This window comes from Microcoleus sp. (genome assembly GCF_049646505.1).
In the GTDB taxonomy this organism is placed as follows: Bacteria; Cyanobacteriota; Cyanobacteriia; order Cyanobacteriales; family Microcoleaceae; genus Microcoleus.
On sequence record NZ_JBARVX010000579.1, the window covers coordinates 1 to 26,196 of the forward strand.

At 46.0% G+C, this 26,196-nt stretch carries 22 protein-coding genes; 11 read left to right on the top strand and 11 right to left on the bottom strand.

What is annotated here, in order from left to right; genetic code table 11:
- Positions 1 to 26: 26 nt before the first annotated feature.
- Together WBA89_RS27185 and WBA89_RS27190 are read right to left on the bottom strand one after the other, a co-directional pair.
- Positions 27 to 716, bottom strand: coding sequence for a hypothetical protein (locus WBA89_RS27185; protein ID WP_424410759.1), 690 nt, complete (start codon positions 714 to 716; stop codon positions 27 to 29).
- Positions 717 to 855: 139 nt separating this feature from the next.
- Positions 856 to 1,746 (bottom strand): TlyA family RNA methyltransferase, encoded by an 891-nt coding sequence (locus WBA89_RS27190; RefSeq protein WP_424410787.1) that lies wholly within the window; start codon positions 1,744 to 1,746, stop codon positions 856 to 858.
- Positions 1,747 to 1,893: 147 nt separating this feature from the next.
- Here WBA89_RS27190 and WBA89_RS27195 point away from each other — a divergent pair, with 147 nt between their 5' ends.
- Both WBA89_RS27195 and WBA89_RS27200 read left to right on the top strand, forming a co-directional pair.
- Positions 1,894 to 2,034, top strand: a complete 141-nt coding sequence (locus WBA89_RS27195) for a hypothetical protein (RefSeq protein ID WP_424410760.1) — start codon at positions 1,894 to 1,896, stop codon at positions 2,032 to 2,034.
- A 128-nt stretch (positions 2,035 to 2,162) separates the two neighbouring features.
- Positions 2,163 to 2,360 carry a hypothetical protein gene (locus WBA89_RS27200; protein ID WP_194063185.1) on the top strand — a complete coding sequence of 66 codons (198 nt, stop codon included), beginning with the start codon at positions 2,163 to 2,165 and terminating at the stop codon, positions 2,358 to 2,360.
- 110 nt (positions 2,361 to 2,470) lie between these two features.
- Here the strand turns inward: WBA89_RS27200 and apcB are convergent, their stop codons facing one another.
- Positions 2,471 to 2,980 carry an allophycocyanin subunit beta gene (gene apcB / locus WBA89_RS27205; protein WP_424410761.1) on the bottom strand — a complete coding sequence of 170 codons (510 nt, stop codon included), beginning with the start codon at positions 2,978 to 2,980 and terminating at the stop codon, positions 2,471 to 2,473.
- 360 nt (positions 2,981 to 3,340) lie between these two features.
- On the opposite strand from apcB, the gene glnA reads away from it, so the two are divergent.
- The gene (gene glnA / locus WBA89_RS27210; RefSeq protein ID WP_424410762.1) at positions 3,341 to 4,762 is read left to right on the top strand and encodes a type I glutamate--ammonia ligase; all 1,422 of its coding nucleotides are present in this window, start codon (positions 3,341 to 3,343) and stop codon (positions 4,760 to 4,762) included.
- A 656-nt stretch (positions 4,763 to 5,418) separates the two neighbouring features.
- Here the strand turns inward: glnA and WBA89_RS27215 are convergent.
- Complete coding sequence (locus tag WBA89_RS27215; RefSeq protein ID WP_424410763.1) at positions 5,419 to 5,859, bottom strand: hypothetical protein; 441 nt, start codon at positions 5,857 to 5,859, stop codon at positions 5,419 to 5,421.
- A 76-nt stretch (positions 5,860 to 5,935) separates the two neighbouring features.
- Here WBA89_RS27215 and WBA89_RS27220 point away from each other — a divergent pair, with 76 nt between their 5' ends.
- From WBA89_RS27220 to WBA89_RS27240, 5 genes are all read left to right on the top strand, one after another.
- Complete coding sequence (locus tag WBA89_RS27220) at positions 5,936 to 6,262, top strand: hypothetical protein (RefSeq protein ID WP_424410764.1); 327 nt, start codon at positions 5,936 to 5,938, stop codon at positions 6,260 to 6,262.
- Positions 6,263 to 6,264: 2 nt separating this feature from the next.
- A complete protein-coding gene (locus WBA89_RS27225) occupies positions 6,265 to 6,489 on the top strand; it encodes a hypothetical protein (RefSeq protein WP_424410765.1) in 225 nt (74 codons plus the stop codon).
- Between the two features lie 184 nt (positions 6,490 to 6,673).
- A complete protein-coding gene (locus WBA89_RS27230) occupies positions 6,674 to 6,955 on the top strand; it encodes a hypothetical protein (RefSeq protein WP_333379183.1) in 282 nt (93 codons plus the stop codon).
- Positions 6,956 to 7,132: 177 nt separating this feature from the next.
- The gene (locus WBA89_RS27235) at positions 7,133 to 8,083 is read left to right on the top strand and encodes a ferritin-like domain-containing protein (RefSeq protein ID WP_424410766.1); all 951 of its coding nucleotides are present in this window, start codon (positions 7,133 to 7,135) and stop codon (positions 8,081 to 8,083) included.
- Between the two features lie 218 nt (positions 8,084 to 8,301).
- Complete coding sequence (locus WBA89_RS27240; RefSeq protein WP_424410767.1) at positions 8,302 to 8,805, top strand: YbjN domain-containing protein; 504 nt, start codon at positions 8,302 to 8,304, stop codon at positions 8,803 to 8,805.
- Between the two features lie 76 nt (positions 8,806 to 8,881).
- Here WBA89_RS27240 and WBA89_RS27245 read toward each other — a convergent pair whose 3' ends face one another.
- The 5 genes from WBA89_RS27245 to WBA89_RS27265 all read right to left on the bottom strand — a co-directional run bounded on the left by WBA89_RS27245 (position 8,882) and on the right by WBA89_RS27265 (position 13,182).
- Positions 8,882 to 9,364, bottom strand: coding sequence for a hypothetical protein (locus tag WBA89_RS27245; RefSeq protein ID WP_424410768.1), 483 nt, complete (start codon positions 9,362 to 9,364; stop codon positions 8,882 to 8,884).
- Positions 9,361 to 10,485: an AAA family ATPase gene (locus tag WBA89_RS27250; RefSeq protein ID WP_424410769.1), complete on the bottom strand. Its 1,125-nt coding sequence runs from the start codon at positions 10,483 to 10,485 to the stop codon at positions 9,361 to 9,363. Before WBA89_RS27250 ends, WBA89_RS27245 begins: the two co-directional genes overlap by 4 nt.
- Positions 10,486 to 10,702: 217 nt before the next feature.
- Positions 10,703 to 11,161 (bottom strand): divergent PAP2 family protein, encoded by a 459-nt coding sequence (locus tag WBA89_RS27255; protein ID WP_424410770.1) that lies wholly within the window; start codon positions 11,159 to 11,161, stop codon positions 10,703 to 10,705.
- Positions 11,162 to 11,175: 14 nt separating this feature from the next.
- Positions 11,176 to 12,105: a geranylgeranyl diphosphate synthase CrtE gene (crtE, locus tag WBA89_RS27260; RefSeq protein ID WP_424410788.1), complete on the bottom strand. Its 930-nt coding sequence runs from the start codon at positions 12,103 to 12,105 to the stop codon at positions 11,176 to 11,178.
- 189 nt (positions 12,106 to 12,294) lie between these two features.
- Entirely contained in the window at positions 12,295 to 13,182 is an 888-nt protein-coding gene (locus WBA89_RS27265; RefSeq protein ID WP_424410771.1) for a LysR family transcriptional regulator, read from the bottom strand.
- A 595-nt stretch (positions 13,183 to 13,777) separates the two neighbouring features.
- On the opposite strand from WBA89_RS27265, the gene WBA89_RS27270 reads away from it, so the two are divergent.
- Entirely contained in the window at positions 13,778 to 14,542 is a 765-nt protein-coding gene (locus WBA89_RS27270) for a class I SAM-dependent methyltransferase (protein ID WP_424410772.1), read from the top strand.
- A 253-nt stretch (positions 14,543 to 14,795) separates the two neighbouring features.
- Here WBA89_RS27270 and folD read toward each other — a convergent pair whose 3' ends face one another.
- Entirely contained in the window at positions 14,796 to 15,665 is an 870-nt protein-coding gene (gene folD / locus WBA89_RS27275) for a bifunctional methylenetetrahydrofolate dehydrogenase/methenyltetrahydrofolate cyclohydrolase FolD (protein WP_424410773.1), read from the bottom strand.
- A 145-nt stretch (positions 15,666 to 15,810) separates the two neighbouring features.
- On the opposite strand from folD, the gene WBA89_RS27280 reads away from it, so the two are divergent.
- The gene (locus tag WBA89_RS27280; protein WP_424410774.1) at positions 15,811 to 16,242 is read left to right on the top strand and encodes a DNA-binding protein; all 432 of its coding nucleotides are present in this window, start codon (positions 15,811 to 15,813) and stop codon (positions 16,240 to 16,242) included.
- A 556-nt stretch (positions 16,243 to 16,798) separates the two neighbouring features.
- Here WBA89_RS27280 and WBA89_RS27285 read toward each other — a convergent pair.
- Positions 16,799 to 23,800, bottom strand: coding sequence for an FkbM family methyltransferase (locus WBA89_RS27285; RefSeq protein WP_424410775.1), 7,002 nt, complete (start codon positions 23,798 to 23,800; stop codon positions 16,799 to 16,801).
- Between the two features lie 476 nt (positions 23,801 to 24,276).
- Between WBA89_RS27285 and ftsH3 the strand changes: the two genes are divergently transcribed.
- Entirely contained in the window at positions 24,277 to 26,115 is a 1,839-nt protein-coding gene (gene ftsH3, locus WBA89_RS27290; RefSeq protein WP_424410776.1) for an ATP-dependent zinc metalloprotease FtsH3, read from the top strand.
- The last annotated feature ends 81 nt before the right edge of the window (positions 26,116 to 26,196 follow it).

The following is a 26,196-nucleotide window of genomic DNA, read 5'->3' on the forward strand; positions in this document are numbered from 1 at the left end:
CCCTACAACTAAAATCTAAAATCCTATTACCTTCCCGCGATTCTCACACCTTCCCTAAAATGGGCGATCGTGGCAATTACCGCTATAGAAAAGTAAAACAGTCTAATCAGCCAAAAACAAACCCGCATTGACCAAGAAACAATAGTCGGAGCAACACCTGTTAACTGCACAAATCTGGAATTAACTTTTTTTTCAAACCTGTCTAAGTCTTTCATCTCAGATTGTTTTGTCGGAATCACCGGAAACTGACCGGTATATACGTAATAACCGAGAAAACCCTGCAATCCTACTTTTCTTTGCAAAAACGAGTTAGTTAATGTTGCTGTTTCCGCAGGCAATAAGTTATCCGATTCTGATACTTTTTCTAACCAAGAATTATATCTAATTACTGGGGTAGCCATGAAAACCAAGGGGACTACAACTATCAACAAAGCAGCACTAATTTGGCGACCGTATTGAGGAATTAAAAGTTTGGTAGCGACCCCAAATCCCATGCCGATAAAAGCAAATACCAATATATTTAACAGTTCAATAATTTCGATTCCCCTCAACAAATCACCGATAATGAAAATTGTATATAATAATTTGTCTGCCAGCAGCAGGGCTGCAAACTTGATCGTAATTGAAACGCCTACGATAGTAGCTGCAATCGCCAAATACCCGATGCCACCTAGAACGTACAGTAAAATTGAACCGACTTTTTTGAATGACTGCATGGACTTATTCACTCTTGTGAAAGTTGAGGAGTCTGATTGACGAAGAAAAATAAACTTTAGCTCAATAGGTAATTTCCAATTTGACTTTTAAAATTGATTGCTTTGAGATTTTGAAGTCAATTTTTCATTCTTCAATTCTTCAATTCTTCGATCGATCTACAAGTTCCCGCGCTGCCGCTTTTGCGACTTGTGCGATCCGTTCCTTGACAACACCTTCTTCGATCGCCCCCGGCTCTGGTTCCTCTTGGCGATCGATCCCCAACCATAAAAGATACTCGATATTACCGGCCGGGCCAAGTAAAGGCGACCACGTTAAGCCCCGTTGCTGCCATCCTAAAGCTGTGGCTGCCTTCCACACTTGAAAAATCGCATCGGCTTGAGTTGCTGAGTCTCGCACTACGCCTTTTTTCCCGACTCTCTCGCGCCCAACTTCAAACTGCGGCTTTACCAACAATACCGCTTCTCGCGGCGGTGCCAACAATTCCCACAGCGCCGGTAAAATCTTATCCAGAGAAATAAACGACACATCGACTACCGCCAAATCGGCTCGCGGTGACTCTTGCTCCCCCCCTTGACAAGGGGGGGCTGGGGGGGGTGACTCGCCGTAAAGCTCAGCAGCAGTCATGTAGCGCAAATTGGTGCGTTCTTTCAAAATTACCCTCGGATCGTTCCGCAAGCGCCAGTCAGCTTGACCGTAGCCAACATCTACGCCGTAGACGAGGGCTGCACCGGCTTGCAGCAGACAGTCGGTAAAGCCGCCTGTGGAAATGCCGCCGTCGAGACAAATTCTGCCCGCTACGGGAATCGCAAACACTTCTAAAGCTTTGGCTAGTTTGTCGCCGCCTCTGGAAACGTAGCGCGATCGCTCTTTAATCTTAATTTTTGCTGCAATGTCAACCTCAGTGCCCGGTTTGTCAACTACCTGTTGGTCGATCGAGACTTTCCCCGTCCGAATCAAGGCAATCGCTTGCTGTCGGGAAGCGCACAAATTTAGGTCTACTAATAAAGTGTCTATTCGTTGTTTAGCCAAGGTTTTTAATCTGTACGCCACGGTTGTTGACAGTAACCAGATTACCACTTATACCAATTTCATAAAGTAGCGCTAGATATTACCCCCCCCAACCCCCCCCTTATTTCGGGGGGGAGTGGGGGGGGTAGTAGCACATATGAAAGAAAAATGGTATTACGCAAAAACCCGACTGCGGATTTTTGGCGATTATTTTGGTTTTTCCAGCAGAAGTACCGCCACGAGCCCGCCGCCGTTTTTTCCGCGCTTGAGATAGCTGCGGGGCGAGATCCCTTATCTTGGATTGTGTGACAGAGATCGCTTTTTGTGGGTAGTTTTATCACCGATCTACCTCCTTAGAATCACACAAAAACTTTGGCTAGTAGCGGATTATGTAAATACAGGGGAATGCGCTACACACACAATCAAGGCGATCGAGCATGAAAACAATTAACTTTCCAATCAGAAATCCGGCTACTTGTCAAGAAAATCCCTTAGCCTTCGTCAGCGGTAACATCATCCACATTCTTTACCCCAACGGCGAAGTAGAAGCAACAACCACCGAGCAAATCGATCGGCGCCAAACCAAAAATCCCCTCGACAAATGCCTCGTCTGGGGATGTGTTGACGATTTTTAACCCATAAAAAAAGATCGCTTCGAGACACAAAGGCCAAAAAAAGCGATCGAGATAGTGCTACCTGCAAGCCACAGATGCAATTTTCTGTTAAAAGAAAGAGCTTGCTTGACTTAAATATCTTGTTCGCTCAATTCGCGAATCATGTAATCAAAAGGTTGCTCCAGAAAAGGCCCCACAGACAAGCCTGCAGCTTCCACCTCAGCCTTAACCATCTCCTTCATAATCCCAATCCCCGTCACCGTCGGGCCAATGGGAACGCTTAGAGAATTGTAAGTTTCCCGCAAACCTTGCAGCACGCGCTCGTCGAGCACGTCGGTACTTCCAGCAACCAGGGCGTAAGTAGCATAGCGCAAGTAATAGTCCATGTCCCGCAGACAAGCCGCGTAACGGCGAGTCGTGTAGGCATTTCCACCGGGACGGATCAGTTCCGGCTGTTCGGCAAATAGCTGGATACCAGCTTGCTTGACAATTGCCGCAGCATTGCTGTTAATGGCCGCTGCAGCCTGTACCCGTGCTGTGCCGGTTGCAAAATAAGATTTCAACCGATCGATACCATCCCGGTCTAAATACCTACCAGCAACATCATAATTTTCAATCAGACTCGTCACTGCATCGCGCATTAGTTTGTCTCCCCAAAATCTTTATCAATACTTTGCTATCTGAGATAGACCGCCTATTGTAGACTACTACAAATCGGCCTTTGATTAAGATTTGAGATAGGATTTGCACGATCGGCAGTCAATCCCCGACCAATAGCCGCAAAATTCCGCCGTTTGTTTTGTAAAAACAGCCGAAACACAGACAAAATAAGAATCACAAACTGCCCGACCGCGATCGGCTCAATTTTTAATTATTGTATCTTTTGCTACAAAAAAGTGATAGCTGAAGGCCTACGATCGCCCAAACAGTCTGAAATCTGCCGTTAGCGAAGCTTGCAGCTATGGAATCGCCAGCAACCACACCAATATCAGGAGTAAGTGATGTTCCAGACACCCCAAGAAGCCCTAAACTACATAAAAGAAAAGAAAATCCAGATCGTTGACCTAAAATTCATCGATATGCCGGGGATCTGGCAACACCTTTCCCTGTACCACGACCAAATCGACGAAACCGCCTTCACAGAAGGCATACCCTTCGACGGTTCCAGCATTCGGGGCTGGAAAGCCATCAACGAATCAGACATGACAATGGTCATCGATCCTACCACCGCGTGGATAGACCCATTCATGGCAGAACCCACCATCAGCTTCATTTGCAGCATCAAAGAACCCCGCACCGGCGAACCCTACAGCCGCTGTCCCCGCACCATAGCTCAAAAAGCCATAGACTACTTGCTGACAACCGGTCTGGGCGATACAGCATTCTTCGGCCCGGAAGCAGAATTTTTTATTTTTGACGACGTTCGCTTCGACCAAACCCAAAATTCCGGCTACTATTACGTAGATTCGATCGAAGGTCGCTGGAATTCTGGCAAAGAAGAAGCAGGCGGCAACCTCGGCTACAAACCGCGTTACAAAGAAGGTTATTTCCCAGTAGCACCAACCGATACCTCTCAAGACATGAGAACGGAAATGCTGCTGACAATGGCAAAATGCGGCGTACCCATCGAAAAACACCACCACGAAGTCGCCACCGGCGGACAATGCGAACTCGGTTTCCGCTTTGCCACATTAGTACAAGCCGCCGACTACTTGATGACATACAAATACGTCATCAAAAACGTCGGCAAAAAATACGGCAAAACCATCACCTTCATGCCCAAACCGCTGTTTAACGACAACGGTTCCGGGATGCACGTTCACCAGTCGATTTGGAAAGACGGCAAACCTCTATTTGCAGGCGACCAATATGCAGGTTTCAGTCAAATGGGACTGCATTACATCGGCGGCATTCTCAAGCACGCCCCGGCACTTTTGGCACTCACCAACCCGACGACTAATTCCTACAAGCGTTTAGTTCCGGGCTTTGAAGCGCCTGTAAACCTAGCTTACTCTCAAGGAAATCGATCGGCATCAGTGCGGATTCCGCTGTCGGGAACCAACCCCAAAGCCAAGCGGTTAGAATTCCGCTGTCCCGATGCCACATCAAACCCATATTTAGCATTTGCAGCCATGCTGTGCGCCGGTCTTGACGGCATCAAGAATCAAATAGATCCGGGCGAACCTTTGGACGTGGATATCTACGACCTTTCGCCGGAAGAATTGAGCAAAATTCCTTCGACTCCCGGTTCCTTGGAAGGTGCTTTGGAAGCTTTGGAAAAAGACCACAGTTTCTTAACTGAAACCGGCGTATTTACCGAAGAATTCATCCAAACCTGGATTTCCTACAAACTCGACAACGAAGTCAACCCGATGCGCTTGCGTCCTCACCCCTACGAGTTTGCTCTCTACTACGACTGTTAGATAAGTTAAAAATCACACCTCAAAAAAAATTTAAGTGATTGCTCGTTACCAGGCTCTGCCTGGTAATGCAGATCCGGAGGCTCTGCCTCCTTCTTTCTGGCAACTTACAGGAGAGAGGACTGTAGGAGGTGTTTAATACCAATTTCATAAAGTAACGCTAGATATTACCCCCCCCAACCCCCCCAAAGCATCGGCGGGGGCTAAGACTTCATCCACAGCACATATGAAAGAAAAATGGTATAGCCTTTCTGTGCTCTGGTATGAGGTACTATCCGGGATAGGGCATAGGGCATAAGGCATAGGGCATAGGGCATAGGGCTATCCTCACTTTTGTGAGAACCGCTATATAAGTTATTAAGTTTTCGATCCTAAGTTAAAAATCACACGTCAAAAAAATTAAAATTATCATTTTTTGATGTGTGATATCATGTGCAATCGAACGATCGCGATCGGATGAGTTTGTGGTGAGGAATTTAGTCTTGACAATCGAAGGACTAAAGTCCTCACGACAAACCGCTTTTATTTCGGGCGATCGACCGGACATGATACTATTCTAAAAAAGGTCGCCGCTGCAGGCGACTTTTTTTAGATTTAATTTATACGAACTCCAATTCCCAATTCCCAATTCCCAATTCCCAATTCCCAATTCCCAAATTTTAGAACATCTGTATTAGCGCCCAGACTCTCCCGTTACCGGAAACCATCAGGGCGACGCTGTGAGTAGTAGGCCCCATAGTAGCGTCCGAGACATCCTCTACAGCCCATTTATTGGCTTTCTCATCGACAATAAACAAATCGTCAGCGGTAGTGCCTTCTTGAACCCGATATATCTTATTCAAAATGAAACGCTGTCGCGCCTCAGCTTTTGGTATGCCCGTAACTTCATCAGGATCGACAGAGAGGGCACTGCCTTCTTTTAATGTACCTTTCGAGTTGCTTAAATTGCGATCGATCTTTTCTGATATTTGCAGACTGTGAAGCTGCACGCAAGGCTTTGTCTCAGAGATATTCGAGACAGCAGCTAGCGCCCCACTTTTTCCCAAACCTAGAACCGCTGCACAAGCCGTCAAAATTAACAATACTTTGAAATTATTCACAGTAATTATCCTTGTTTGTGTGTTAAATGCTGCTCTCAGTATAAAGTAGCAATTAGCCATTAGCAATTACCAAACGATGTCCGATATTTTTGTGATGGTTCGCAATCAAAATAACGTCGCCATGACTTCAGTTGATGGCATTGCCTTCATTACTTTACTGAATCGGGACGGACGGGTATTGGCCGAGGAAACGGTTGCTTTGATGGAGGCAGATGCGGGATTTGATGACTTGGCACCAGGACAATATACTGTAACAGTCAGGCACGAACAGGTTGAACCGCAATCTGCCAAATGGGATGTCACGATCGGCAAAAAAGATCGAGTCATCATACTGACATTTGTTTATCTAGAACCGGAACGGGTACTGCTTCGCATTCTAGCTACAGTTGAAGAGAGGTTATGACCATGACAGCTAAAGTTATTCCATCACAATCAATTAAAATGTTCCGCTATCGAGTGCATTTCTTAGCAAAAGACCTTTGGAAAGAGAAAAACCCAGTTGGTCGGATGAATCTGGCTTTGCAGTTAGCGGATGCGGCGAGTACGCTGGCGAGGCTGGAAGTAGAGGAGGCGCAAAAATTTCAAGAAGAGTCGGCTCAGGAGCTGGTTTCAGACTCAACTGAGACTTGATATCAATTTTGGGAATTGGGCATTGGGAATTGGGCATGGGGCATTGACAACAAACTTCTAACTTACTTGGTGAATTAGCAAGCCCAAAACTATGTTACAGTTGTGTAGGTATCTTTACAAAACAACTCTGTAGATTATAGGCACCAAGGTTATGCTTTTATTTCTGACAATAAGTCTCGGTCAAATGCTGATTGGTCAAGCTTCCTTTTGTCCCGATCCTAATGGGATACAAATGATAGTGGTAGGGATTTTAATTGCATTACTTATCGCAGTTACTGGCGGGATGATTGTGGGAATTTATTTAATAGCATCAACCATGTTAGCAGGGTTGTCATGGGTAGGATTGATAACAGGGGGAATTTTTAGTTTTCTTCAGCTACCACTAGAGTTTCATACTGTGGGATTTTTTGGGCTAATTATGTTGTTTGTAGTAGGGGGGATCAAGTGGATGTTAGGATGTGGTTAATTAAAATTAACCTCGATCGCCAAAAAACACCACTTTCTGACCACCCGTGCGTCCACGACTAAATTTGCCCCACGGCTCAATTCTCCGATACAAAAAACTTCTGCCTTGCGAGTTAATTGGGAAGCCGAAAAACTGCGTTACACTTATATAGGTATCTTTACAAAACAAAATAAAATCATGACTGTTGCCTATCCCCGCAAGCTCCGCAACGCAATGGGAGCGCGCCAGATTTTAGATCAAGTGGTGCGCGATCGCGAAATTCACCTGATCACCCTCAACCGCTACCGCTACAGCGAACAGCGCAGTTGCAAAGACCTCACCGACTTGATCGAACAGCTAGACGGCGAACCGGCCGAACTTGTGCGCGATCTTTCCCGGCACATCTCCGACGAAGCGCGGCACGCCATGTGGCTGACAGATTTGCTGGTAGACTTGGGCCAGAATGTGGGCAAGCCGCCGGGAGTATCCTACATTGACGAGTTTGAAAGGTTGTTCGACACCGAAAAACAAGACCCTACCAAAGACCGCGAAGATTTTGTAATTTCTTCCCTAGCGGCGATTAATGTCACCGAGAAGCGGGGATGCGAGTATTTCTCAGCCCACATCCACGCCCTGAAAAAGGCTCCTCAAACCGACGAAAACATCAAAATTCGCGAAACCATCGAAAAGATTTTTCCCGAAGAAGCAGGCCACGTCCGCTGGGGGAATCGCTGGCTGGGCGCCATTGCTGCCAAAAGCCCGGAACACCGCCAGAAGGTGGAACAGGCCAAACGCAAGTATGTGGCGATCGAACAAGCAGCATTTGAATCGGGAATGGATATCATGCTGGGGGCAGAACTCCGCCGCGTCACCCGCCTGGTAGATATTGCCAACACGATGCCGATGTGGGAACGCCCCCAATATTTGATGGAACGCTTGCCCGCAACCCTGCTCGCCCCCGACCTGCAAATGACCAGAGTCGATGTGGCTCAGCGCGCCTGGAACCGCGACCCGCAGGCATTTGTGGAGAAATTTGTGCCCATGTTCCTCAACGGCATGAATAATACGCAGAAGAAGCCAGAGACGACAAAGCCTAGATCGGCGGTTGAAACCGCGGCTACAGAAACGAAGTCTGCCTCCGCAGACTAAGAGATGTACTCGTTACCAGGCTCTGCCTGGTAACGCAGATGCCGAGGCTCTGCCTCAAATTTTCGTAGTTAAGCGAGGCGGAGCCTCTGGACATCGGTTCCCCGGCTCTGCCTAGGAACAAGTTACTCTTGACGGAGCTTTAAGATTTAAAATTTACCATCTGAAGAAAATAGCAAGTAAACTGATTGTTGGAATAGATTTTCTGATAAATATTAATCATGACTAACAGCGAGCCGAACATACAAACAGCTTCCGCAGAAAGCCAATCTAGTGAAAGCGCGATCGTCGATGCCCAGGTCGAAAAAGCCACAGCAGTCACCTATGCAGAAGAAATTGAGACTGTGATTGCCAGCATGGCTGTAGACCAAAAAGTCATGGTGGGTCAAAATGAAGCCGGGGGGCATCTTTGGAAATTCAAGTACGGCAGCGTCGAAGTATTCGTACAACTCAGCGGCGAAACCGAAGATGATACTTTGACTGTTTGGGCTTTTGTACTGCAGTTGCCGGCCAAGAATGAAGCTCAATTAATGCGGAAAATTCTAGAAATGAATTGGCTGTCTACCTTGGAATCTCATTTTGCGATTGTGGACAATCAAGTTGCGGTAATCTCGACTCGGACGATCGCCGAAATCTCTGCCGGGGAAATTTCTAGAATTATTACTATTGTCGCCACCATCGCCGATGACAACGACGACTTGCTACAAGCAGAATTCGGTCAATAGTTATATTGATATTCCGCTCAATTATTCGCAGTGGCGCACCTAAAATTCAAATAGGGTGCGCCACCTTTGCCTAGCTTTATTGAAACAGAAATGGTTTGACAGATGAAGCCATACGATCTAGTTCTCGTTTGTTGTGTTTGAGAAGATTATGTTCCCATAACTCATTTGTGTTGTCAGGACAATCTTTTGCAAGAGCTTCTCCAATCTCCTCAAAAGTCTTTTTGATGTCTGTCCTGAGATTCTCGGGTTCTGATAGCACTCCCAGCACGAATACTCTTGCTTTTAGATCGTCTGGAATATGACTTTCTACATAACTCAACCGATTTTCATTATCATCGAAATCAATGAGCAAAACCATCCTTCTTTCTCGTAATTGTCGCATTTCAGACGCATACTTCTTCGTGAATTCCTCCACAGTTTTTTTCCAACCACCAGGAAGTGGCAGGACTTTAACAGCACGGTTATTAAGGTTTGGCGCCAGAAGAAATCCGTTGGCAATCTGGCGATTAGCATCATCTTCGGCCAACACATGAATGTGCGGTTGATACTTATTACTCATAGCTCTATGTCGCCACCAATCAAGGCATTTATCAGGTCGCCTTTAACAGACATTTCACTCAGCGGTCTGACTAAAGTTGGCTCTAAGTGGCTTTTGCGATCTAATACAAAGGTATTTTCATTGGAAAACTTGCGGATTGCTTCAGGATTATGCGATGTCACTAAGATTTGTCCGCTATTCTTAAATGAGCGTCGCAGTGATGTGACAAAATGTCCAACCTCCGATAAGGATAGATAGTTGTCAGGTTCATCCCAGAAGCAAAAAAGAGGGCCATAGGATTTGTTAGCAGCCAACACAAGAGCGCAAAGAAAAAAGCATTTTTCACCGTCAGATAAGCTTTCAAAGTCAACACTCAGATTCGCATTATTTGCTTCAAACCGCACAATCATGCTTTTGGAGTCTTTGCCGATGAGTTCATTCAGAAAATCCTGAATGTCAGGCATAACTTCTCGGAGATATTTGTCAACCTGTGTATAGGCGGCAGGATAGCGACTGAGTAACCCAGAAACCCACTCCCCAAAGTTTGAACCATCTCGCTTTGGCTCCAAAGTTTCACCATTGGAGTCTCCAGTCATCAAGCTGGGAATCGGGGCTAAAATGATCGTGCGAGCCAGCCAAGTCTTGAAAATATGCAGCGGATCAGTCTCAGATTGCTCCTGAATTACTGGAAGAGCAACAAGATGCCAATCTAGGAGAAACTGAGCTTCACGATTTTGCGAACTGATGTGAAGAGTGACTTGAGCTTCTTTTCGAGAGTAAATTGGATCTCCTGCAACTAGCAGTTGTTCTTCAAAAACTCGCAGCTCTTTAAATTTTTCTGGCAAATCAAACGCCAGGATATATTTGTATAATTTATCTTCAAGTAATACTTCTATTTCAAAGCGGATCGGGACATCAGACCTCCCACGAGCGAAATCTTTCGGGCTAATCAGCTTCAGTTTTTCAAGTTCGCGCATTCTATTGATGCCCCGACTAATCTTCTGAAGGATTTCTAATGCAGAAGCAATAGTTGATTTACCTGCACCGTTTTTTCCAATCAAAAGAGCAGATGGCATTCCCTGTATCTTCAGTTCAAAGTTTTCTAGGCATCTGAAGTTGTTTATATATAGTCTTTGGATCATAACAAAACTACTCCAAGGAGCGGTCACTAAAAAAACTTTTTGAACCTTTTAAACTGCTTAATTAAGTAATAAGTATTGCCATAAAATTCCCAAAAATTCGGGTGTTTTTCTGATCTTGAGACAGATTAGTTGCCGAAATATTAATTCCCGCAGCCGACATTTACCTCCAACTTGTCAAAAAAACACCACTGCTCCAAGTCTACTCCGTACTTAAAACTTAATAGGCAGGCCCTGCAATCCAAGAAATCGCGATTCCCAGCCCCAAACCGACGACCACTTGAAAGGGAGTGTGTCCCAGCAACTCTTTCAGGCGAGCTTCATTGAGGTTGTGATCTTCCTCAAAAAACTCGTCAATTAGTTGGTTGAGAATGCGGGCTTGTTTGCCGGCGGCTTGGCGGACGCCAGCAGCATCGTACATAACGATAATTGCAAAAATCGTGGCGATCGCAAACTCGGAACTTTCCCACCCCATCGTTTGTCCCACACCAGCCGCTAAAGCGCCGACAAAGGAAGAATGAGCGCTGGGCATTCCGCCGGTGGTTACTAAATTCCGAAGATTGAATTTACGATTTTTGACTAATTCGATCGGCAACTTTAATACTTGAGCCGCCAGACAAGCGATCAAAGCAACCATCAGTACATGATTGTTTAAAATGCTGCTGCAAATTTCCTGCATAGTGTTTGGTATTTCTAGTTACTGCGACTCGTAATAAAATCAGCGATTCCCAGCAGCGGTAGAGCTTTGCTCCCAAACGCTTCGAGTTGAGACTTCGCATCAGCAACAAGCTGTTTGGCTTGACGCCGAGACTCATCAATTCCCCACAAACTCGGATAAGTCACTTTCCCTGCTTGAACATCTTTGCCAGCAGTTTTGCCCAGTTCTTCTTGAGTGGCCGTAATATCCAGAATGTCGTCAATTATTTGGAAAGCCAGCCCAATATTTTGAGCAAAACGAGACATCCGCTGCAAATCCGCAGCCGCAGCCCCACCCAGAATTCCCCCACAAACTACGCAGGCTTCTAATAATGCGCCGGTTTTGTGAGCGTGAATGTAGTTTAAAGTTTCTAGAGAAACATCTGTTTTTCCTTCCGATTCCAAGTCAACCACTTGGCCGCCTACGAGTCCAGCAGCGCCGGCAGCGCGCGCCAAATGGGCGATCGCCTGCAACACCTGCTGGGGGGGTACGTTCTCAGTTTTACTGGCTATAAATTCAAAAGCATAGGTCAACAAACCATCGCCAGCCAAAATGGCTATATCTTCGCCATAGACTTTGTGGTTCGTCAGTTTGCCGCGCCGGTAGTCGTCATTGTCCATTGCCGGCAAATCGTCGTGAATCAGCGACATTGTGTGGATCATTTCCAAAGCGCAAGCTGTCGGAATTGCCATAGATGTAGTGCCGCCGGCGAGTTCGCAGCTAGCCAAACACAGGATCGGACGCAAGCGCTTGCCGCCCGCTAGCAGCGAGTAGCGCATTGCTTCGTAAATTTTCTCTGGGTAGATGACCGGTAGTGCACTGTCGAGAGCTACATCGATCGCCTTTTTTTGCTCGACTAGGTAAGTAGATAAGTCGAAAGCTGATTCGGGTTGGGACGAATCCATTTCTGTTGCTGCAAATACCATCCTTTGCTCTCTTGTACTGAATGTGACTGGGGATACTTTGAGTTGTTCGGGTCGGATCGTGCCGACTTTTACGGCGGTGGTTGCCCGCACTCGGAGCATCAATTAATCATTCTACGGGTGTTGTTGCACAGAAAATCTTTGAGTTTTGATAACTTTGTCAAATTACCAGTCAATCTAAAATTTACAATCTCAAATCTCAAATCCGCTGATTTGTCTGGCGACTTCCAAAAACCGCTGCACCGCCGCTGCGGGATGGTGGCGCCAAATTAGGGCGATCGCCACCGTGCAGGTTGATTCTGGCAAAGATTTGTAAACAACCCCCCTGCGCTGGAAATTTTGCATCGATGCCGGGACGATCGCCACGCCCATCTCGGCGGCTACCAAGCTGATAATTGTCTGCATTTGAATTGCTTCTTGACCGGCGATCGGGCTAAAACCGGCTTGTTGACAAAGGCTGACGATCGCATCGTACAATCCCGGAGCCAGGGAACGAGGAAACAGGATGAACGGTTCGCCTGAGAGTTCGCGCAATTCCACGTAAGGGCGATCGGTCAAAGGATGCGTTTCTGGTAGCGCCACCATCAGAGGTTCTCGAAACACGATTTCGGAATTTATCCCCTCTTCCTCGACTGGAGGGCGCACGAAGCCGATATCAATGCGCCCTTCCCGCAACCGCTGCAACTGTTCGTTAGTTGTCAGTTCGTGCAGTTCGAGTTTGACGGCCCGACACCGAGTGCGAAACGCCTGCAAAATGGGTGGAACCACATTGTGCGCGGCGGAGCTCACAAAGCCTACAGTTAATTGGCCGAGTTCGCCGCGGCTGGTTTGTCTGCCGAGTTGAATTGCCCGATCGACTTGCTGCATAATTTTTTGTGATTCCTCAAAAAAAACCTGTCCCGCTTCCGTTAGCTGCACCGTCCGCTTCGTGCGGCGAAACAGTTGAAAGCCTAACTGGGCTTCTAACTGCTGGATTTGTTGGCTCAGCGGAGGTTGAGCAATATGCAGTTTTTCGGCTGCGCGAGTGAAATTTAGTTCCTCTGCTACCGCAATGAAATAACGCAAATGGCGCAGTTCCATACATTTTAAATCATTAATATTTTAAAAGTATAAGTTGTTATATAAAAAGGTATTGGACATTAACAATGAAATTTAATACAGTGATTAATAGGCGCAGTTGAGATTTCAAAAATGGCTAACTTGATCTAAAAATTAGAGAAGCAGAACTTGCAGACTTGGCAATAATCCTGTCTTTTATCGCGCATAAGATTTAGTTCGATGGAGGGTTTGTCATATTGATGAGGATAAAATTAATCTGCTTGCTGGGAAATGGTTTGATAACGAACCGCGAAGACGCAAAGGACACGAAGAGAAAAGAAGGGAAGATAAGAGAAGTTGTTGATTGAGGATGGCTATATGTTTTTTGGTGATAACTAAAGTTAATGTAATACCAATTTCATAAAGTAGCGCTAGATTTTACCCCCCCAACCCCCCCTTATTTCGGGGGGGAGTGGGGGGGGTAGTAGCACATATGAAAGAAAAATGGTATAAGATCAATTCCGTCAGCATCGGAATCATACATCTTTCTTCTCTCTCTGTGTCCTCTGCGTTCTCTGCGGTTAAATCATTCCGATACAACCGGAATTGATATAATTTACAATTTAAGGAATTGAAAATGTCACAAGATGCTTGGAATTCTGCTCTTTACGAGAAAAGTCATGCTTTTGTTTGGGAGTACGGGGAATCGCTTTTGGAGTTGTTGCTTCCGCAGGCGGGAGAACGGATTCTGGATTTGGGCTGCGGTACGGGACAGTTAACTGGAAAAATTGCTGAAAGCGGTGCTTTTGTGCAAGGTATTGATTCATCTTTGTCGATGATTTCTACGGCAAAAGTTAACTATCCTCACATTAACTTCTCTGCCGCAGATGCTAGGGATTTTCAAGTGGAACAGCCGTTAGATGCGGTGTTTTCTAATGCTGTTCTGCACTGGATTAAACAGCCGGATGCTGCGATCGATTGTGTGGAAAAAGCGCTGAGGCCGGGAGGGCGTTTTGTTGCTGAGTTTGGCGGTAAGGGGAATGTGGGGGCGATCGCCCGGACACTTTTGAGTGTTTTGTCAGAAATTGGCTTGTCGGAGCCTGAATCGCTTAATCCTTGGTATTTTCCGAGTGTCGGCGAGTATGCTGGGCTTTTGGAAAATCAGGGTTTTGAGGTGGTTTATGCGGTTTTGTTCGATCGCCCGACTCCCCTAGCAGGTGGCAGCGCTGGTATGGTAAATTGGATTGAGATGTTTGCAGGCGGGTTTTTGTCGGGGTTGTCGCCGGAAGTGCGATCGCAGGTAATTAACGCAGTTGAAGAGCGTTTGCGGCCAACTCTTTACCGCGATGGTAATTGGAGTGCAGATTATCGTCGAATTCGCGTTGTTGCGGTCAAACTGTAGGGTGCGTCGCGAACCCAAATCTTCAAATACAACATAAAATCTCAGAGCGACGCACCATACGTTAGGTTGCGGTCAAACTGTAGGGTGCGTCGCGAAAGCAAATCTTCAAATACAACATAAAATCTCAGAGCGACGCACGATACGTTAGGTTGCGGTCAAACTGTAGGGTGCGTCGCGAACCCAAATCTTCAAATACAACATAAAATCTCAGAGCGACGCACCCTACGTTAGGTGTATTGGTAATGACTAATGACTACTTGATACTGTAACTCGAAACCGTATTTTCCAACAGCATAGCAACAGTCATCGGCCCGATTCCTCCCGGTACCGGCGTGATAAATTCGGCTACTTTTTTAACAGCATCAAAATCTACATCTCCGGCCAAACGGCTAGTACCGTCTGGATTTACGACGCGGTTAATACCTACATCAATTACTACTGCTCCCGGTTTAACCATATTAGCTGAAATCATTTCTGTGCGCCCGACTGCAGCTATTAAAATATCGGCTTGGCTGGTAACTGATTCTAGGTTTTGCGTCCGCGAATGAGCTACTGTCACAGTACAATCAGCTTCTAACAGCATCAGCGCCATCGGTTTACCTACCAAAATACTCCGCCCCAAAACAACGGCATTTTTTCCTTTCAAATCAATCTGATATTCCTGCAATAACCGCATCACTCCGGCGGGAGTACAACTTCGCAAACCTTCTTCCCCGCGCACCAAGCGGCCTAAATTTATCGGGTGCAATCCGTCAGCGTCTTTGTCGGGGGCAATTTGGTACAGCAGCGCAATTGCATCTAGGTTTTCTGGTAGGGGGAGTTGCACTAAAATGCCGTCTACTCGATCGTCCTCGTTGAGCGCCCTAATTGCAAGTTCGAGCTCAGCTTGAGTCGCATTTGCTGGGTAATGCTGGCCGAAGGAAGCTATGCCAACTTTAGCGCAGGCTCGCTCTTTGTTACGCACGTAAGCCGCGCTGGCTGGGTTGTCCCCCACCATCAGCACTGCAAGTCCCGGAGGACGCCCAATCTGGGGTTGTAGGGCGCGGACTCGATCGCTCAGCTCGCTTTGAATCTTTGTCGCTAAAGCTTTGCCATCTAGTATTTGAGCAGTTTTGGCATCCATTGTAGACTCTGGGTTAGGGGCTGACGATTTTAGATTTTACCTTAATCGCAGACTCGGACTAAACTAGAGGAATTTCGCCTCTTGCGATCGATTCTGGGGATTCTGTTAAAGTAAGTCGTATCTCAAATCTCAAATCAGTTTACCAATGACTACTACAATTAACCAAGTTTGGATTCAAAGATTCTCCATCGGTTCTTTATTGTTAATACTTACCAGCGGTTTGCTCAGTTGTGGCAACTTACCCATGTCTCAACTAAATCTCGGTTTTAATGTTGCTAGCATTAGCGACATTCAACAAAAACGTCAAGTCGATGGTGAAGTTTATCTCCGGGGAAAGGTAGAAAATCGCGCTCCGTTTGTGGGGAATGCGGCTTATCAACTTCAAGATGGTACGGGTAAGATTTGGGTTTTAACTAAGCAAGCTTTGCCCCAGATTGGCGATGAAGTGTTGCTCAAGGGAGAAGTCCGCTACAAGAGTATTACGCTGAAGGAATTGGCAGGAAAAGAGTTAGGTGAAGTTTATGTTCAGGAAATGGAACAACTAAAGCGCACTTCAGCGGGCGATCGAGCAAAATAGGTAAAAGCTAATTTTTTTCAATAATTAAGTTTGTCCGTTTCATAAAAATCAAAGGTTAATTGTTGCATTTTAGCAGTCTGAGTCTGTTTATTACTCGTTACCAGGCTTTGCCTGGTAACGCAGATCCGGAGGCTCTGCCTCCATTTTATTGTTACTCGTTACCAGGCTCTGCCTGGTAATGCAGATCCGGAGGCTCTGCCTCCTTTTATCTGGCAACTTACAGGAGAGAAGACTGTAGGAGGTGTTTAAGTTATTAAGTTTTCGATCCTTAGCCTCTTAACCAGTTATTGAAAATGATTTAGGATTGCTATAGTTGCATTTTAGCAGTCTGAGTCTGTTTATTTATGCTAAGTCGCGACAGGGGCTGATTTACCAGCTTGTTCGTTTATACAGCAATCCTCGTATCAGTTGCGTAATTGTTGTAGGCACTCTTTGCACTACCCATACATATTTTGCGAATCATTTAGAATTGCTATCTAAACCGAATATAACATCAATTCAATCCTGAAATTTGAGACTAACAATTAATCCCAAATCTCAATAACTGCATCCTTTCTCACCCAACAGCCACCTTCGCCGCCGTCCCAACAAACTGCTCGTAATCCTCCAACAACCACGGCGGCAAACAACTATTCGCATCCTGAACCTGCAACTGTCCAGCCCGACAAAACAGCATTGCCGCCAACAAATTATGTACAGCTTCAGGCGCTCCAAACCCTTTACTCAACTCAGCAACCAACGAATTGAAAAACGCGCGATCGCTCTCATTCAAAGGCTCATTAACAAACCCGCAGCCCAGCAGAGCCTTGTAACCCTTCCCGAAATCGCTCCGGTACAAAAGTTCTAATTGTTCCCCAGAAACACTCAGCCACAAATCAGCAATTTGCTTGCGAATTGACCGCAAATCTGCTATCGCCAATTCAGCCGTCGGGTCGATTTCATAAAAATTGACCGCCGCAGTTAATTGATTGAGTAACTGTGGCAGATAATCTTGTTTCACAAGTGTTTGTTCGGTGGCGGCAAATCCACTCTCAAACACCTTTTCGTAATCTTCAAGCAACCACTGCGGCAAGCGGGTGCGAGCGTCGGGAACCCGCATTTTTCCAGGCACGAAATACAGCATCGCACCAAGCAAAGCATTGATAGCTTGAGGATTCACTAACCCTTTACTAATTTCAGTTAATTGCTGCAAAAACTTCTGTTCTGCTTCCGTCATTGACTCGGCTTGCAACCCGCAGTTAAGTATTGCTTGATATCCCTTACCAACTTCGCCTTGGTAAACTGTCTCCAGTTGTTCTGAAGGAACAATCAGCCAAAAATCAGCCAGTTGTTTGCGGATTTGGCGTAGTTCCAAAACTACCGATACGTCAGAAGGATCGATGCGATAAAGATTGACGCATCCTAACAGTTGATTGGCAAATTGCGGAGATTTAATGTGTTGCGCTAGCAAGTCAGAACTTGACTCGGATTTGACGGCGGCTTCTGTCTCAAAAACTTGTTCGTAATCTCCACTTAACCAGTGCGGCAAGCGATTGCGAGCGTCGGGAATTCGCATGGTTCCCGGTGGGAAATACAGCATTGCCGCGAGCAAGGCGTTGACAGCTTTAGGATGCACTAATCCTTTGCTAATTTGGGTTAATTGCTGCAAAAATATTTGTTCGCTTTCCATCATCGGTTGACGTTGAAAGCCGCTTTTGAGCAGGATTTTGTAGCTGTTTCCGGGCGTATTTTGGTAGGCGGTTTCTAGATTTTCGGCGGGAAGGTTCAGCCAAAAATCAGCGATTTGTTTGCGGATTTGACGCAATTCTGATATGGCTGAGATGTTGGATGAATTTTTCTGGTAAAGTTTGACGGCATTCGAGAGTTTCTCGCCCAAGTCGGCTGGTTTGGGAATGCTATCCTGCAAGCTGCGGGCTGCTTCTAGGTGGCTGCTTTGCCACGTGTCGAAGAGTTCTTGGAATAATTTGCCGATCGCCCCTGAATATGCCACACTATCAAAACAGGCGGGATTGCCCTGCATTCTTTCCTTAATTTCCTGCCGTTTTTGCTGCCGCAACTGCGGGTTAGTGCCGAGATTAACAGCTAGCTGAATGTAAGATGCTTCGTCGCGCGCAATTAAATCTGGCATTGAGAGCGATCGTACCACAGCCGCCCCCATTCTCGATCGCAAAGTATTCCCATCCCTGACAACAGTTGGAAGTCCCACTTCTAGCGGATCTACAAGAGAAGTCGTCCCCGCATAGGGATAAGAATCTAAATAAACATCCCCCAACTTCAAAACTTCTTTAACATCCGCACGGTTAGGAAAACTCTTCAACACCCGCAAACGATTACTCTCAATGCCATACTTAGCAAAAACGGCATTCATATTATTCACAAAAGCCCCCCCTGGATAATGATTAGTCCAGCTAGGGCCGAAGGGCATTAAAAACAGCAGCGAATTAGGAACAGCAGCAATAATCTTTGCCCATGTTTCCCTTAATTCCGGCACTAGCTTATACAAATTTGCACTCGAAATAAAGACAACCGATTCCTTGGAAATGCCGATACTATTTCTGGTGAAATTAATGTTAGGAGTGTAAGGTTCGAGGGTATAGCTAAAACAGCAGCCAGCTCCGTCAATAGTTGCTAATTTCTCGCGATAATGATCCTGTCCTTCAGTTGCAGGTTCCATCAACTTACCAGCAATGTAATAGTCAATATGTTGCATTCCTGTGGTAGTGGGAGAATTAAAACAGGTAGTTTGTACCCGCGCTAATCGATGAAGTGCCAGTAAACTAATCGGATGAGTAACCGCAGTAATATTGGTAGCAATCAGCAGAATATCTAAGTCATCAGCGCGGATTGTCTGAACTTGACTTGGCAAGTCATTAGACAGTTTAACCAGTCTGTCAGCGCGACTCTGGCAATACTGTTCTAATTTATTCCCGTCGAGATTAAGAGCGTATAAAATAATTTCAAATTGCTCTCGATTCAGATATTCAAAAGCGGGTAACGTGGCGAAAGTTTCCGTCATCGCCCCAAAATGTTTGGTCAGGACACCGAGGCGAATTTTCTGCCTGTTTGCAGCTCTAGCCGGAAAAATGCAATCAATCGCAGCCCCACGATTTTTCATGGCATATTCAATAATATCTGCCCGCTTTGTGTAGACATCCTTGAGATTTTTATTATTGAAGTACAGAGGAATAAAATTAGCATTTTGAGTGAAATACCAGGCGATATCCTGCCACACTTGTGACTTTGGGTTATTGAAGATATTGCTATGCAAATAACTGACCCATCCCTGCACATATCGGCAATAATTGTCAGCCTCTCCTATTTCTTGAAATAGAGCAGGCGCGGCAAACATAAATTTGAGATAGTCGCTGACAAACCAATTAGGTATAGCTGCACTTTCATACTTCAACAGTAACTGGTCAGCACGACGATAGAGAGCGGCTGCTAGTAGGTAGTTAATATCTTTGGGAGTTTTAATTCCCTGGGAGAGATGTGCTGCTAGTCGATCGATAATAGTCTTTTCGGCATCTGTCAGCGCTTCATCTTTGATATTGCTGTTTAGCAGTAGCTGCTGCGCCTTACCTGCATCGCCTCCACAGGCATTTGCCAGTTGTTCTGCGGGGAGGCTCAGCCAATAATTTGCGAGTTGCTGGCGGGATTGCCGGATGTTAGCGATACTGACTTGGTTAGCTTGGTCTTTTTGATACTCTCCCACATATTGGGACAGCAAAGTTAAAAATTGTTCGGGCTTGTTCAATTCTACTAATTCATTAGCTATTAAATTGCCGTGTTGCTGCAAAATCTGCTGCGACCAACGCACTTCTTCGGGTTGGTAAAGTTGAGAGTGGAGGTGAATAACTGTGGCTCTCATTAAGTCTAATTTTGGGCGGTCGCCAGCCATTTTTTGGGTTCTGCTAGAGCCGTCGCCGTGCTGCCTGTAATAGAGATAAGGTTTAGGCAACCGATCGCCCAACCAGCCTTTTTCATAGGCAGAAACCCAAAACTCCCAATCTTCGCATCCCAGCTTCATCACTTTTTTCAAGCCGCCTACTTGCTCGTAAATTTCCCTTCTAAACAAGGAAGTAGCAGGGGCTTGATTGTCTCTCAAAAACCGATTGGCATCAAAATCACCGCGAACAACTAAATCGCAGTTTGCTCCGAAGTGCTGCACATCTGTATAGACAAAACCTACCTTGGGTTTTGCTAATAAAATTTCCACGCACTCCTCTAGAAATTTGGGATGAAGTTTATCATCAGCATCTAGGAATAAAATAAACTTTCCTGACGACTGCTGAACGCCAACATTTCTCGAATCAGCCGGCCCCGTGTTCGGTTTATCTATGAGGCGAAGCGATTTTTGAGGATACAGTTTAATTAAATAATTGGTGAAGTTGCTGGTATCATCAGTGCTGCCATCATTGACAATGATGCACTCCCAGTTTGGATAAGTTTGACTGACAACACTTTCAACAGCTTCTCTGAGTAAAGCTGCATGGTTGTAGCAGGGAATGATTACGCTGACCAGTGTTTCTGCAAAGGTGCGGTAGGGCATGGAATTTAGCTGCGATGGAGAGATAGAAACAGGTAATGTAGTGGCTGGTTTTACACCTCGGCGGGCGATCCCATATTCATCCCATATTTGCCGAGTTTCTTGCTGCGATATTGGCGATGAATGCTCCAAACCTTGTGGATTTTCGCAGTACAAACCGAGAATTTCTGGCAGGTGCACAATATTTTCGGTTTTGCCAATCCGCAGCCAAAACTCGTAATCGCCAGCCGCCGTAAATTCGGTTCGGAAATAGCCGTATTTTTCGTGCAGCGATTTTTTCCACATTGGTTGCGGGCCAATAATGCAGCGTCGTTCGAGTTCGCTGTAGTCAAATGCTGGCCAATTCCAGCGCTTTTCGGCTGGGGTTCTTGCAAAAGTATCGTTAGCTGTGCTGGTAATTAATTGGTCAGCATAAACCAGACTTACTGTGGGGTTTTCGTCCAAGTATTTCGCCATGATTTCTAGGGCATCGGGGCGGTGTCTGTCATCGGTGTTAGCATTAGTAACGCAAGCTCCGCGCGATATTTTAATGCCTCGATTCCAGGCTGCATATAGTGTTTCGCGTTCAGAAGTGCGATCGTACACAATATTGGGATATTTCGCTTGAAATTCCCGCACAACAGACTGTTCATTTTCTTGGGAACCGCTGTCAATTACTATGATTTCGAGTTGACCTTGTTTGTACAGCGTTTGCTCTACCAAGTCCTGCAAGCAGCCGCGGATAAATTTTTCGGAATTGTAAGTAGAAACGATCGCAGATACTTTAAAAGCCGACGGGACAGACTGGGAACCCTCAACCGCAGAGCGCTGTAAATTGATTTGGTCGCTAGTTTCATATCTAATTGTCTGCTGATATTTGTCAATTATTTGCACAGCTTGCACGGCGACACTTGTTAGTTCTGCTTGTAACTGATTGCGATTATTTGACAGCATTTCCTGAAATTTCCGTGATAAATCAGGCTGGAAAAATCCTGTAAAGTGAATTCCCATCTTTTGCCAAAAATCGTTTATATAATTCACCTGGTGTTTGAGATGATAGGCGATCGCAGTTTCTAAATATTTAACAGTCCACCCTTTTTGCTGAGCGATCAGCGGTATCCACAAATCCCACCAAGGAAGACCTAAGCAGAATTGAGAACTAGGAAAATGTTTTAATAATTCCTTGTCAAAGAAGAAGAAATCAAACCCCTTAGCATAAATTTCTCCCGCTGCTTCTTCGGTGGGAGAATCAATATCAGTTCGCGAACCAAAAACTACGGCATTTTCAGCCTGTTTGCATATAAATGAAATCAAATCGCCATCGGCTTTCAAGCGGATATCTGAATTAACAATTCCGCAGATTTTTGTACCGCAATCGCGCAAATAAACAAACAGATCGTCAAGATAGACTAACGGTTTTCCAGCCTCTGCCCGCGCATCGCGTTTTACTTCATGAAAAGCAACGTTTTTATAGATTGGCTGCAATTGGCTAATTTCTTCCCGGCTATTGAGCGAAACAGCTTCAAATCCAAGGGAAAGCCAGCTTTCTACAGCCGCCCGCTGATTTGCTATATTTCCCGGTGCAATACTCGTTAATATTGCCACACTGTGGCTATCGAAAGCTGGCGATTTCCTCAAGCTAAAACGATCGGTATATTCAAGGCTGACTGTAGTTTTGACATAAAAAGCATCCCCCCAAGATGGATGAGATGGAGTGGCCACTGCTACTCGTTGAAAACCATAGGTTCTTAGAAAATCATCCACTTGTTCGATTAACGCACACCCTTCATACAGTTCTTCGCAATTAACTTCTGTACTGATTGCATCAATATATTTTAAAGTTTCCCTCGCCCCTTCCAAAGCCAAAAGTTCTGCACCTTGAATATCAATAACCAGGATATTAAACTCCGATGAATCCAGCCGGCTTTCCTGCATTAGCGAGTCAAGAGTTCTCGACGGTACGGTTACTTGATTAACCTCCACCATCCCTGGGTAAATTTCCTTGTGAAGCTTGAGCGGCAGAATGCTGCTGCTCATATCGTGGGAATTCACCCGCAAATTAACTGTGCCATTTTGGTTGCTGACAGCGCAGTTTGCCAGCCACACATTAGGTATCCCTGCTATATGCAGTTTCAACCTTTCAAAAACAGACGGGTTGGCTTCCACAAAAAGCACTTTTTCCGCACCCATCACTTGATAGTCTTGCATTTCTTGCCCTTCGTGAGCGCCTATGTGGATAATACCTCTGGCCTGAATCGAGTGTTGATGGCAAAGATTTTGTAAATCGAGATACCCTACTGTTACACCTACTTCTTTACTGATTTGCGGTACTGTTTTTTTCTCCGATATATTTTGTGGATCTGACTCAAATTTTGCGTAGATATCTCCCCACAGCAACGCATCATTAGCAGACTCTAAATAATTTAAAAGCTGGTCGTCAGAAACCCATTCAGAAAACACCAAATTGCTGGCTTCGCCATTGGCAAGGTTGAACAGTTTATATCCCAAACTTTTAAGGTGATTGATGCAATTTTTCGTGTCTTCAATAAATTCTATAGCAAATTCAAATGATATGTAGGGAATTGGTATTGATAGTCCTTTTAATACTTGATACTCAAATCCTTCAACATCTATTTTACAAAACTGCGGCTTTCCCCAAATTTTTATCATCTCATCTAAGGTGGTAACTTCGACTGTAATAGTTCGATCCCACTCATAGTTTGAAAAACGTCCGGTCTTCCATTTTGGCGAAAATGTTGATATATAATTAGCGTCAGTACATACTGAAAGCTGCATAGTCCCGGCTTGCTCGCCCAAGCCTTTATCGAGGATGACAGCATTGGGATTTTGCTGGTATTTTTTAGTTAAAATAGCTAAACAATCCGGTTGGGGTTCAAAGCATATTACTTTTGCCCCAGCAGCTAAATACAAATCTGCTTTTTGCCCAATGTTAGCCCCGACATCAAAAACAGTATCTCCCGCCTTAACAAAATAGCTAATAAAATTACTTGCCGTTGATAATTTAATGTCCATTTTTCTTGCTTGATTATTGTTATTTGTCACAAGTGAAAGCCAAAATCCAGACCTTTGTCCACCGTCAATCTTAAATTTCGACCTTTTACAGGATCGTTTTATAGAGCGCCCAAGCCCGGACGCTGAAACTTTTTGAGTTGTTCTGTTTCTGGTAGCAGGCGATCGCACTGCTATTTCTGCAAGGCTTATTCACAGTTATACGCCTATACGCCACATCGATAGTGGTGGCGATCGCCACCACTTTTGATAATTTTGACAAATTATGCTTTATGGTGTAATAAAATACCCAAAAATTAGGACAGCAGCCGAATCTCCTGACGCGACCCAGGGCTGTTCCGTTCCCGCGAGCTGAGACCGCCGCAGCATGGCCGGGATTCCTCACCAGACAAAAACAAGTTACAATTACGTTAAGATTGATGAACATAAATAAAAAATCCCAAACTGTAGGGACTAAATAATTAGGAGGATCGACCTCGGTGAATAAACGGTGGAGAAACGCTGGACTGTACGCACTGCTGGCTATTGTAGTCATTGCCCTAGCCACGGCATTTTTTGACAAACAGCCCCCAAGCCGGGAAGTTTGGAAGTACAGCCAATTCATTCAGGAAGTCGAAGGCAAGAGAGTAGACAAAATAAATATCAGTTCCGATCGCAGCAAAGCCTTGGTAACTGCTCAGGACGGCAGCAAGGTACTCGTCAACCTGCCGAACGACCCGGAACTGATCAACATCCTGACCAAAAATAACGTAGACATTTCAGTTCTGCCCCAAAACGACGAAGGGTTCTGGGTAAAAGCCCTCAGCAGCCTGTTCTTCCCGATCCTGCTGTTAGTGGGACTGTTTTTCCTGGTGCGGCGCGCCCAAAACGGGCCCGGCAACCAAGCCATGAACTTCGGCAAATCCAAAGCTAGAGTTCAAATGGAGCCTCAAACTCAGGTGACATTCGGCGACGTAGCCGGCATCGAACAAGCCAAGCTAGAACTCGCAGAAGTCGTGGACTTCCTGAAAAATGCCGATCGCTTCACCGCAGTCGGAGCAAAAATCCCCAAAGGCGTACTGCTAGTGGGCCCTCCCGGAACAGGCAAAACCTTGCTCGCCAAAGCAGTTGCTGGAGAAGCAGGCGTTCCCTTCTTCTCGATTTCCGGTTCAGAATTTGTGGAAATGTTCGTAGGTGTGGGTGCTTCCCGCGTCCGCGATTTGTTTGAACAAGCTAAAACCAACGCTCCTTGCATCGTATTTATCGATGAAATTGACGCGGTAGGCCGCCAGCGGGGAGCTGGTTTGGGCGGCGGTAACGACGAACGGGAACAAACCCTGAACCAGTTGCTGACGGAAATGGACGGTTTTGAGGGCAATACAGGCATCATTTTGATTGCTGCTACGAACCGCCCCGACGTGCTGGATGCTGCGCTGCTGCGTCCGGGCCGTTTCGATCGCCAAGTTGTGGTCGATCGCCCCGACTTCGCCGGTCGCCTCGAAATTCTCAACGTTCACGCCCGCGGCAAAACCTTGTCCAAAGACGTGGACTTGGAAAAAATCGCCCGCCGGACACCCGGTTTCACAGGTGCCGATTTGGCCAACCTGCTGAACGAAGCTGCAATTCTCGCCGCCCGCCGCAACTTGACCGAAGTCTCGATGGATGAAGTCAACGATGCGATCGACCGCGTGCTCGCAGGCCCAGAAAAGAAAGACCGCGTGATGAGCGAAAAGCGCAAAACTTTGGTAGCTTACCACGAAGCCGGTCACGCTTTAGTCGGCGCGCTGATGCCCGACTATGACCCCGTGCAGAAAATTAGCATTATCCCCCGCGGCCGCGCTGGCGGTTTGACATGGTTCACACCGAGCGAAGATCGGATGGATTCTGGCTTGTATTCTCGCTCTTACTTGCAAAATCAAATGGCGGTAGCTTTGGGCGGCCGCATTGCTGAAGAGATTGTCTTCGGCGAAGAAGAAGTCACGACTGGCGCTTCCAATGACTTGCAGCAAGTGGCAAGAGTAGCGCGGCAAATGGTAACTCGCTTCGGAATGAGCGATCGGCTCGGCCCTGTAGCTCTCGGTCGCCAGCAAGGCAATATGTTCATGGGTCGCGATATCATGGCCGAACGGGACTTTTCTGAAGAAACCGCAGCCACGATCGACGATGAAGTCCGCTTGTTGGTAGAGCAAGCTTACCTGCGCGCTAAAGACGTGCTGGTTGGCAACCGCCACGTCCTCAACTCCTTGGCAGATATGCTAATAGAAAAGGAAACTGTGGATGCTGACGAACTGCAAAATTTGTTAGCCAACAGCGATGTCAAGATGGCCACTATTGCCTAATTGATTGGGAATTTAAGATTTGAAATTTTGGATTGAATCTAAAGTTTGAAATCAATAATTGGGGTGATTCTGGGATTGTCT

What these genes read in the sequence shown, in the direction of transcription:
- WBA89_RS27185 (WP_424410759.1), bottom strand. Translation starts at nt 716, where the DNA reads ATGCAGTCATTCAAAAAAGTCGGTTCAATTTTACTGTACGTTCTAGGT.
- WBA89_RS27195 (WP_424410760.1), top strand. Translation starts at nt 1,894, where the DNA reads ATGGTATTACGCAAAAACCCGACTGCGGATTTTTGGCGATTATTTTGG.
- WBA89_RS27200 (WP_194063185.1), top strand. Translation starts at nt 2,163, where the DNA reads ATGAAAACAATTAACTTTCCAATCAGAAATCCGGCTACTTGTCAAGAA.
- apcB (WP_424410761.1), bottom strand. Translation starts at nt 2,980, where the DNA reads ATGCGCGATGCAGTGACGAGTCTGATTGAAAATTATGATGTTGCTGGT.
- glnA (WP_424410762.1), top strand. Translation starts at nt 3,341, where the DNA reads ATGTTCCAGACACCCCAAGAAGCCCTAAACTACATAAAAGAAAAGAAA.
- WBA89_RS27220 (WP_424410764.1), top strand. Translation starts at nt 5,936, where the DNA reads ATGTCCGATATTTTTGTGATGGTTCGCAATCAAAATAACGTCGCCATG.
- WBA89_RS27225 (WP_424410765.1), top strand. Translation starts at nt 6,265, where the DNA reads ATGACAGCTAAAGTTATTCCATCACAATCAATTAAAATGTTCCGCTAT.
- WBA89_RS27230 (WP_333379183.1), top strand. Translation starts at nt 6,674, where the DNA reads ATGCTGATTGGTCAAGCTTCCTTTTGTCCCGATCCTAATGGGATACAA.
- WBA89_RS27235 (WP_424410766.1), top strand. Translation starts at nt 7,133, where the DNA reads ATGACTGTTGCCTATCCCCGCAAGCTCCGCAACGCAATGGGAGCGCGC.
- WBA89_RS27240 (WP_424410767.1), top strand. Translation starts at nt 8,302, where the DNA reads ATGACTAACAGCGAGCCGAACATACAAACAGCTTCCGCAGAAAGCCAA.
- WBA89_RS27245 (WP_424410768.1), bottom strand. Translation starts at nt 9,364, where the DNA reads ATGAGTAATAAGTATCAACCGCACATTCATGTGTTGGCCGAAGATGAT.
- WBA89_RS27250 (WP_424410769.1), bottom strand. Translation starts at nt 10,485, where the DNA reads ATGATCCAAAGACTATATATAAACAACTTCAGATGCCTAGAAAACTTT.
- WBA89_RS27255 (WP_424410770.1), bottom strand. Translation starts at nt 11,161, where the DNA reads ATGCAGGAAATTTGCAGCAGCATTTTAAACAATCATGTACTGATGGTT.
- crtE (WP_424410788.1), bottom strand. Translation starts at nt 12,105, where the DNA reads ATGGTATTTGCAGCAACAGAAATGGATTCGTCCCAACCCGAATCAGCT.
- WBA89_RS27265 (WP_424410771.1), bottom strand. Translation starts at nt 13,182, where the DNA reads ATGGAACTGCGCCATTTGCGTTATTTCATTGCGGTAGCAGAGGAACTA.
- WBA89_RS27270 (WP_424410772.1), top strand. Translation starts at nt 13,778, where the DNA reads ATGTCACAAGATGCTTGGAATTCTGCTCTTTACGAGAAAAGTCATGCT.
- folD (WP_424410773.1), bottom strand. Translation starts at nt 15,665, where the DNA reads ATGGATGCCAAAACTGCTCAAATACTAGATGGCAAAGCTTTAGCGACA.
- WBA89_RS27280 (WP_424410774.1), top strand. Translation starts at nt 15,811, where the DNA reads ATGACTACTACAATTAACCAAGTTTGGATTCAAAGATTCTCCATCGGT.
- WBA89_RS27285 (WP_424410775.1), bottom strand. Translation starts at nt 23,800, where the DNA reads ATGGACATTAAATTATCAACGGCAAGTAATTTTATTAGCTATTTTGTT.